Here is a 9,470-nt window from a genome sequence, read left to right on the forward strand (position 1 = left end):
CATCCAGCTTTAGCAAAGTGGCAGCCATGCTTTGTTCTATGCACATTTGAATAACTTGTTCCAGGTCTACGCAAAACAGATCCTTACGGGGTGATGTTATCTACTGGCTAGACCGGCAGCATAACGTTGTACATGAAAGTGCTTTCTTTGATGTAATGGATGCTTTTGTGTTATACCTTGACCAGTCTTGTTATACCGGCATCAACGGGTATGAGTTTCAATATACCCGGTAGAAAGCCGGCAGTTTTTATAAGAACACCTGAACCAGTTTTGCAACAATGATAGCCGTCAGTATTCCATGATCATCTACCTGAATACCGGCTGGGTAAGCGGTGATGGGGGAGAACTTTTTATACACCATGCACCTGGCAATACCCAACAGATTGATCCTGCCGCTGGTAAAACTATTTTTTTCAAAAGCAGCGAGTTGGAACACGAAGTTTTATGGACCCATAAGCCGCGCATGAGTATTAAAAGCTGGCTGAAACGTTAAGAGTGGGCAATTGCGCTACCGATGGCTTTTGTTCTTCCACGTGTGTTCATCCCAATGTTGCCGGCAGTGGGTACTTACCTTTCCGTTTAAAGCCAGTGCCGGCAACGTTACTGCTTCCGCTTTTTTTTATCTGGAAAATATGAGTAATTTAAAAGCATGAGAAAACATTTATTCATGGCCTGCCTATTGGCGGCTTTGCCATGTAGGTTGATGGCGCAGAGCGCGCCGCCGTTTTGGAAAGAGATCCTTGCATTTAAAGCAGCAGATGCCCAGGTAACACCTATTGCCAAACCGATTGTTTTTGTGGGTAGTTCCTCCTTTAGAAAGTGGGTAGATGTGAATGCCTACTTCCCGGGTTACCCAATTATTAACCGTGGTTTTGGTGGTTCCACCCTACAGGATGTGATCCGTTATGCCTACGATGTGATCCTGCCGTACAAACCCAAACAGGTGGTAGTGTATTGCGGGGAAAACGACCTGGCTGCGAATGTGACGCCGGCAGAAGTAGTGATGCAATTTAGAACGCTCTTTGTCATGATCCGGGAAAACCTGCCCCATACAACGATCGATTTTGTATCCATTAAAAAAAGCCCCAGCCGCGAAAAGTTTTTCCCGCAGGTGGACGAAGTGAATAAAGCAATCCTGGCATTCCTGCAGCAGCAGCATAATGCAGCCTACATAGACATTAACCCCATCATGCTGGACGCCAGCGGGCAGCCACGTCCCGAGCTATTTCTTAGCGACCACCTGCACATGCAACCGGAGGGCTATGCGCTATGGAAAAAAGTAATAGGGCCTTACTTGTTAAAATAAAATAAGGAGCTATGCCACTACAGCTTTACGTGGTAGGGTATTTAAGATGGTAGAAAACACCTGGTGGTCAATACATGGTACATCATTTAGCATTATGAAAATCTTCAAGATACTTTACATCCAGGTGTTAATAGGCATTGGGCTGGGGGGGGTGTGTGGGTGGTTGTTTCCAGGTTTTGCGCCGGCGGCGAAGCTGATCAATGAGACCTTTATCAACATGATCCGGATGGTGATTGCGCCGGTTATTTTTTTCACCATCGTATTGGGCGTGGCGGGGGCTGGCAATATGCGGCAGGTGGGCCGCGTGGGCGGTAAGGCCCTACTGTATTTTGAGCTAATGACCACTTGTGCACTCCTGATTGGGGTGGTAGTGGCTAATGTAGTAAAACCCGGTGCCGGCGTGGTTTTTAAGCCTTCGGCAAATGAACAGGTGGCAGCATACGCGGAGAAGGCGAAGGAAATGAACTGGGGCGAATTTTTAAGCCACCTTGTGCCGGCCAATGTGGTAGACGCCTTTGCCACAGGAGATATATTGCAGGTATTATTTTTTAGTATCCTCTTCGCCTTTGGCCTTCGCATGCTGGGAGCGGCTGGCAAAAGCCTGCTGGGTGTTTTTGATCAGCTCAACAAAGTACTTTTTAACGTGTTAAAGATAGTGATGCGGGTAAGCCCCATCGGCGCTTTTGGCGGTATGGCCTTTACCATCGGCAAATTTGGGTTTGCAACCCTGGCCGTGCTAGGCAAGCTGCTTCTCACGTTTTATCTCACCGGCATACTTTTTATTTTCGTGGTATTGTGGGCCGTTTGTAAAGCTTACGGTGTTCAGTTATGGAAATTACTAAGCTATATTAAAACTGAAATTTTGATCGTGATTGGTGCCAGTAGCAGCGAATCGGTACTGCCCACCATCATGCAGAAACTCACGGATGCCGGCTGCGATAAAGAAGTAGTAGGCCTGGTGATACCGGCTGGTTACAGCTTTAATTTAGACGGTACTACCATTTACCTAAGCCTTAGTATTTTGTTCCTGGCCCAGGTGTTTCAGGTAGATTTGTCCATGGGGCAGCAACTCACCGTGGTGGGTATTCTCATGCTTACCAGCAAAGGGGCTGCGGGGATTGCCGGTAGTGGATTTATTGTACTGGCCTCCACGCTCACCGCCCTGAAAGTAATACCGCTGGAGGGTTTGGGCCTGCTCTTCGGGGTAGACCGGTTTATGAGCGAGGGCCGCGCGGTGATCAATGTAATTGGCAATACGGTGGCCACGGTGGTCATTTCCAAAAGCGAGCATGCCTTAGATGAAAATTGCTTTCACAACGTGGTACACCTTCAACAAACCTCCAAACCCGATATCGTATGAAGCCAGTTGTTTACATTACCTATTGCCCTAAATGCGGATGGTTGCTGCGTGCTACCTGGATGGCGCAGGAGCTGCTTACAACTTTTACCGAAGAACTGCAGGGCGTACAGCTACAGCCCAGCGAAATTAATGGCGCTTATAAAATTTACGTAAATGATACCCTCATTTGGGATCGTAAGCGGGAACAAGGTTTTCCCGACATTAAAGTGTTAAAACGTTTGGTGCGCGATATCGCTGCCCCCGGCAAACCGCTCGGGCACAGTGAGGGGTAAAAATTTGTACCGGGTATATTTTAATACAGGAAAGGGTAGCATAAGATGGCTCCTTTTTTGTGTATTATGCCATCATCATCTACCGGTGGGGTATTGTACTAAATGGGGAAATTTATATGGTTTTAATAGAAAACATATGGCCGTTCGCCGCAGTGCTGCATTAATTTTTATTGTATTTACGGTACTCATTTATTTTTTAAGCATAGGACTGATCGCGCCGGTTATTCCTGATAGTGAGATATTCCCTGGCTTTTGCAGGGCTAATGACCCTCCTGGTGCAGGGAGCTTATCCGCGTGATCATTCTGAAGGTGGGCCACAAAACCGCCGCATATGCAGTATTGCTGTTTTACCTGGTGGGCATGGCACTTTTCAACATTGCTTACCAGGGTTGGATGATGTTTGATATCCTGGTATTATACTGCCTGGGTGGCCTTGCCGGGCCAGCACTGCAGGGCATTATTTCCACACAAGTGCCGCCATCCGAGCAAGGTGAACTACAATGTACCCTCACTGGCATCATGAATATTACCGCCATTATGGGGCCTCCGCTCATGACAAATTTATTCAAATGGTTTACCCAGCCACAGTTCTCTATATTCTTTCCTGGCGCGCATTTCCTGTCAGCGGCGGGCTTTTGTTTTATAAGTTTGTTACTGGCTTTCCGGTCGCTGCGCCATTATGTGGCACCAAAATAGTTATGTTCACTAAAAAAATACGTCATGCTTAAACGTCCATGGTTCCGCTACACTCTCTACACCTTGGGAGGCTTTTTGGCCTTACTGGTTTTGTTGTGGCTGGGCTTTGCATGGTATATTCATCATAACAAGGCCCGGTTGCTTGCTGATATTTCCAGGCAGCTGGAAGGCTCACTCAATGGTAAGCTTACCATTGCAGATATGGAACCGGCCCTCATTGAAAGTTTTCCCAATATATCGGTACAGTTGCAAGGCGTAGCCCTGAGCGATAGCCTGGGCCCTGTGCTACATAAACCCCTGATCCAGGCGGAAGCCATTTACGTGCGCGTGAACATTTTTGCCCTGCTCCACAAGCAGGTAGACATTCGCCAGGTAACGATTACCAATGGCCAGGTATATTTATTCCAGGACAGTACCGGGTATTCAAACCTGTACCTTATAAAGCCTAAACACCCTGGCCGTCCAGGCGTGAGCAAAGGCAATAGCCCCACTATTGCCAAAGTGGAATTGCGTAACATAAATTTCACCTTCGATAACCAGGAGGCTCATAAGTTATTTGATATAGACATTCAATCTTTCTTTGGCAGTATGCGTTACGACAAGGGTAGCTGGACTTTCAGTACCTCGCTGCATACTTTATTTCATTCCTTTGCCTTCAATACCCGCAATGGTAGTTTCCTGAAAGACCAAACGCTGGAAGGTACTTTAAATCTGCATTACGACACAGCTGGTCATGTGCTGGATATCCCCGAACAGCGCCTAAAAATAGGCGGGCAGCGGGTATCATTAGGCCTCCATTTCTGGTTGAAGGAACCAGCCCCGCATTTCGACCTGCAATTAAATGCAGACGACCTCCCTTTCAGCAAAGCCGCATCTTGGGTGTCGCACAATATTTCCCGGCATTTCGATACTATTTACCTGCAGCAGCCAGTAAATGTGCAGGCGCATATTCAAGGCAGCCTGCTGCCTAATTCCCAGCCTAAAATCCAGGTGAAATGGCAGACCCAAAAGAATACGTTGACCGTTTATGGGAAAGACCTCACCGAATGCTCGTTTAATGGCATATTCGATAATGAGCGCATGAAGGATTCGGGATTCACTGACCTCAATTCTAGCATCAGTGCCTTCAACCTGAAAGCACGTTACATGAACATTCCGTTCAGCGCCGATACGCTACAGGTTATTAACCTTATACATCCCAGCATTCGTGCGCACTTTAAATCCGATTTTCCGCTCTCCGACCTGAATGATGCCACCAGCGGCCTTTTCCAGTTTAACAACGGTACTGCTAAAGCCGATATGTTTTATGAAGGCGGTTTCCTGCCCAACGATACTACCCCGCCCAATATGCAAGGCGTGGTGCTGATCAACAATGCGGCCTTTCAATATATTCCACGCCAGTTGTCGTTGCACAATAGCCAGGTGAAACTTTATTTTAACGGAGCCGACCTGGAGTTGCATGACATGCGCCTGCAAAGTGAAAAAAGCATATTGCTCATGGATGGCAATGCGCCTAATTTCCTGACCCTGTATTTTGTAAATCCTTCGAAAATATCGATAGACTTCAACATTCGCAGTTCCATGCTTAATGCCAACGAATTTCGCGGCTTCCTGGGTAAGCGCAAGCGCACCGCTTCCAAAGTTGTTTCGCAAAAGGCCCGCCTGAAAACCGTTGCCCGCCTGGACGCTGTGCTGGAAGCCTGTAGCGTACACCTTAAAGCCAGCGTAGACAAGTTTATGTACCGCCGTTTTAATGCCAGCAATGTGAAGGCAGACCTTACCCTGGCAAACGATGGTATTATTCTTTCCCAGGGCTACATGGAGCATGCCGGTGGCACTGTGAGCCTGAAAGGCCGCACTTTTAATAAAGGCGATACCGATCCATTTACTATAGATGCACAAGTGAACAAAGTGAAAGTAGACCAATTCATGGACGCGTTGAACAACTTTGGCCTGGAAGACTTTACTTATAAGAACGTACAAGGAACTTTTTCCGCCAAAGCCCACTTAACAGGCCTGCTCCGCGACGATGGCGAACTGGTATCGAGTGCATTGAATGGCTCTCTTAGCTTTAGTCTTATCAATGGTGCGCTGATAAATGTGCCGATGTTTAAAGGCATCTCTAAATTTTTCCCCCGCCGTAACCTGGACAACATCACGTTCGAAGATCTGCAAAATAACTTCACCATCCATAATGGGCTGGTAACCATTCCTCCCATGCACATTGCCACCAGCGCCATTGTACTGGATGTAAAAGGCCAGTACGCGCTGGGTAAAGTAAAAGGCACCAACGTTCAGCTAGACGTACCTATCCGCAATCCCAAAAAAGACCGCGATGTTGCGGACGATACTGAACGGCGCAAACGAAGCCGTAAAGGCATTGTCCTCCATTTTAACGCAGTAGATGGGGCAGATGGTAAAGTGAAACTAAAATTAGGCAAGAACGATGAAGCCGGCAATAATATCATTGACGACGAAAATTGATGCGCGTGGATTGGGATTTCTCCTTTACTTTTGTCGCTTAACTACAAACCGCACTATCGTCTCTTCGGGGAAGGAAAGTCCGGACAGCGCAGAGCAACGCACCACCTAACGGGTGGGGCACCGGTGCAAGCCGGTGTACAGACAGTGCCACAGAAAATAACCGCCTGGCGGCAACGCCCGGTAAGGGTGAAAATGTAGGGTAAGGGCCTACAGGCAGTGGTGGTAACACCATTGTGGGGTAAACCTTGCGTGCTGAAATGCCATGTAAACGGTCGCTTAGGGCTGCTCGCTCAAGACCGAGGGTAGGCAGATACAGGTAACGTGTGAACGTTATCGCAGATAAATGATAGTGGATTCCGTGCAAACGGAATTACAGAATCCGGCTTATAGGTTTGTAGTTTTTTTATTATCTTGGATAAGGCGTTGGCTAACAAGATAATTATGTAAAAACCCCTGATTTGATTGTTCCGCGCTATATTTTCCTACACAAACTAAATACTCTTTATGACTTCAAAAGACGAAAAGACCTGGGGCATGCTTGTGCATCTCGGTGGACTGATCGGCATGTGTGTTATTTCCCTGGCAGGCAATATTATTGGTGCGCTGGTCTTCTGGCTCATCAAAAGAAATGAATCTGCTTTCGTGGATGACCAGGGACGCGAGGCGGTGAACTTTCAAATTACAATCAGCATATTATCTTTAGTGTTAAGTGCTGTGAGCTGGATATTTTTCACCCTTTTGCGCGCGGCCACCTGGAGCTGGATGTGGGGATACAGCGACTTTGGTCCGGTTTTCTTTCACCCCCGCTTCTTTCACTTTGGCTGGGCGGGCCTGTCCGGACTTGCCTGGGTGTTAAACATTATCTTCTCCATAATTGCCGCAGTACGTGCCAATAATGGTATTGCTTACCGCTATCCCATTTCCCTGCGGCTGGTAAAATAACGTGTACACGTAACCGTTAGTCCATGTAAATCATTTATTTTTTCTGGAAAATACGATAAAAAAAGAGGCCATCTTTTTGAAAGACAGCCTCTCTTTTTATTGCAGGGGATACCTGTTATTAACCTTTTTTACCTCTTTTCAGTTTTATGCGCTGGTCTTTTGGGCGATCGCCTTTCAGGGTACTGGCCAGTTTCACAGCTTCATAAGCATTTACAATGCCGCCAGATACGCTCAGGTCTGCAAAAGCTACCTGGTCGTTTTGGGTGCCGGGTTTGGTTACCATGGTGGTACCATCGGGCAGGGGTGTGCTGGATTTTACGATCACGTATTTCAACTGTTCTGCACTCAGATCCGGGAAATAGGAAAGGATCAGGGCGGCAAGACCGGTTACTACCGGGCTGGCCATACTGGTGCCGCTGGCGTTGCCGTATTTATTGCCTTCCGGTATGGAGGAATATATCTGCACCCCAGGGGCGAATACATCTACTTCCTTCTTCCCATAGTTAGAAAATCCTGCCACCTGGCCGCTTACACCGTTATTGCTGGCGCCTACGGTGATGAAGTTATTGGCGCGGGTATGGTCTGCAAAGTCCGGGTTTGGATAGTCAGGTACGGAGTCGTTATTCGAACCTTCGTTGCCAGCGGCATGGATGAGTAACACACCTTTGGACTGCGCATAGCGGATGGCATCGTCTACCCAATCTTTATGTGGGGAAAAGAATTTACCAAAGCTCATATTGATAATGCGGGCGCCATTGTCTACCGCATAGCGGATGCCTAAGGCCACATCTTTATCGCGTTCGTCGCCGTCTGGCACTACTTTTACAGCCATGATACGCACGTTGGCAGCAACGCCGTCTATACCAATACCATTGCCCCGTACAGCACCAATAATGCCGGATACGTGGGTGCCATGAAAGGCGAAAGTGCCCATGACGTCATTATTGCCGTAATGATTATCTCGGATGTCGTTAAAATTATCACCTACAATGGCCTTGCGATTTTCGTTAGGCTGAACGTCAGTGGCTTCCGCCTTGCGTTTAATGTCTAACAGGTATTCTTCAAATTCGTTTTTAAATTCCTGGAATGTCATGTCCTTATCGCCGGTGCTTTGCAGCAGGCGCTGTACAAAGTTGCGCGAAATCATCACGTCGTTGTCCGGAGAGGAGAGGCTGTCCAGTTCTGCCTGGGTGAAATCGTCTTTTTTCAAGGCGCCTTTCAGCACAGACTCACATTTGTTCAGGTTTTCCTGCAGTTTAGACATCGTTTTATACGTCATCTTATTCTGCGTAACCGGTTTTTCGATGCGGTCCTGAAGCTTTTTCCAATAGGCATAATCCGGGGAGCTAGGGGTGAGGGCCGAGTCTGGATTTATATATTGCTGTTTGAGGCGGAAGTATTCCCGCGTGGCTTCGTCAGAGTCTTCCTTCAGGCTTTTACCATCTTTGCTACCCAAAAAATTCCAGCCATGTACGTCGTCGATGAAGCCGTTGTGGTCGTCATCTATGCCATTGCCAGGAATTTCGCCGGGGTTGCTCCACAGAATGCTTTTTAAGTCTTCGTGCGTAGTATCTATGCCGGAATCTATTACGGCAACCAGCACAGGGGTGCTGGTTTTATTTTTTAAAAGCTGCTGGTAGGCTTTTTCTGCGCCAATACCATACACGCTATCCGTATCATAACTAAGCAATTGCCAGTTGCGGGGTACGGCACGTTGGGCGTAAATAGGGCTGGCGAGGGCGGCCATGAAAAACATGCTGCCTGCCAGCAACCATGGCTCCTTTCTTAATAATGTCATGCGATGCAAATTTTTTCCAGGTAGTTTTAACAATTAAAATACCACAATCGGTTAAAGATATGCCAAATGGCTGCTGGGCGGCGCAAAATAATGATGAGCTGCGCCTGGAACGGATTGACCAACCAAATGATTATTTCTACGGTGAACCGGCCCGCCACTTGATAAATTAGAAACGAAAATAGCTGTAAAAACGATTCTGAGAGAAGGTTAAAAAAAAGGTAAAAAAATTTCCGGCAACATGGGGGGGAATGGATTATAGCTGCGTCTATTATCTTAAAGTGCGGCTCCGCTGGCTATATGTAACAAGGGGTGTCACCTAATTTCAATAAGCGAACAAAAAAAACATCATTTTTATAATTATGAGAAAATATATTAGCGAGTAGGTCGCACCAAGTATTTTCACATAAGCATGGTTTCCGTTTAACGTACAGCGAGGTTATCTAACCTCGCTATTTTTTTGGGGTGTACATGTGCGTAACTTATTTTATTTCAATTATTTAGGATCAAGACGAAAAGTTGGGGGATTAATGTTAAAGCTGTTTTTTTGCGGATTAAATCAACATTTTGGAAGAGAGTTACCGTCAGTTAATAGAATTGCTTTTGCCCGCCGGG

The 9,470-nt window shown here is 47.0% G+C and carries 8 protein-coding genes and 1 other RNA gene; 8 read left to right on the plus strand and 1 reads right to left on the minus strand.

Features of this window, described 5'->3' with window-relative positions:
* The first annotated feature begins 259 nt into the window (after window positions 1-259).
* The 8 genes from GA0116948_RS16510 (at window position 260) to GA0116948_RS16545 (ending at window position 7,060) form a co-directional block, all read left to right on the plus strand.
* The gene (locus GA0116948_RS16510; RefSeq protein ID WP_262487171.1) at window positions 260-493 is read left to right on the plus strand and encodes a 2OG-Fe(II) oxygenase; all 234 of its coding nucleotides are present in this window, start codon (window positions 260-262) and stop codon (window positions 491-493) included.
* 156 nt (window positions 494-649) lie between these two features.
* Window positions 650-1,306, plus strand: coding sequence for a GDSL-type esterase/lipase family protein (locus GA0116948_RS16515; RefSeq protein ID WP_089714213.1), 657 nt, complete (start codon window positions 650-652; stop codon window positions 1,304-1,306).
* Between the two features lie 94 nt (window positions 1,307-1,400).
* Window positions 1,401-2,666: a C4-dicarboxylate transporter DctA gene (gene dctA / locus GA0116948_RS16520; protein ID WP_089714242.1), complete on the plus strand. Its 1,266-nt coding sequence runs from the start codon at window positions 1,401-1,403 to the stop codon at window positions 2,664-2,666.
* Complete coding sequence (locus GA0116948_RS16525; protein ID WP_089714215.1) at window positions 2,663-2,938, plus strand: SelT/SelW/SelH family protein; 276 nt, start codon at window positions 2,663-2,665, stop codon at window positions 2,936-2,938. The genes dctA and GA0116948_RS16525 overlap by 4 nt, the downstream gene beginning before the upstream one ends.
* Window positions 2,939-3,232: 294 nt before the next feature.
* Window positions 3,233-3,634 carry an MFS transporter gene (locus tag GA0116948_RS16530; protein ID WP_089714216.1) on the plus strand — a complete coding sequence of 134 codons (402 nt, stop codon included), beginning with the start codon at window positions 3,233-3,235 and terminating at the stop codon, window positions 3,632-3,634.
* A gap of 24 nt (window positions 3,635-3,658) precedes the next feature.
* On the plus strand, window positions 3,659-6,118 hold the full coding sequence (locus GA0116948_RS16535; RefSeq protein WP_089714218.1) for an AsmA family protein: 2,460 nt from the start codon (window positions 3,659-3,661) through the stop codon (window positions 6,116-6,118).
* Window positions 6,119-6,158: 40 nt separating this feature from the next.
* Window positions 6,159-6,521: RNase P RNA component class A (gene rnpB, locus GA0116948_RS16540), an RNA gene on the plus strand.
* Window positions 6,522-6,622: 101 nt separating this feature from the next.
* Window positions 6,623-7,060, plus strand: a complete 438-nt coding sequence (locus GA0116948_RS16545; protein WP_089714220.1) for a DUF4870 domain-containing protein — start codon at window positions 6,623-6,625, stop codon at window positions 7,058-7,060.
* 118 nt (window positions 7,061-7,178) lie between these two features.
* Here the strand turns inward: GA0116948_RS16545 and GA0116948_RS16550 are convergent, their stop codons facing one another.
* Window positions 7,179-8,858, minus strand: coding sequence for a S8 family peptidase (locus tag GA0116948_RS16550; RefSeq protein ID WP_205686168.1), 1,680 nt, complete (start codon window positions 8,856-8,858; stop codon window positions 7,179-7,181).
* Between the last annotated feature and the right edge of the window lie 612 nt (window positions 8,859-9,470).

It is taken from the genome of Chitinophaga costaii, assembly GCF_900094705.1.
GTDB lineage: Bacteria > Bacteroidota > Bacteroidia > Chitinophagales > Chitinophagaceae > Chitinophaga > Chitinophaga costaii.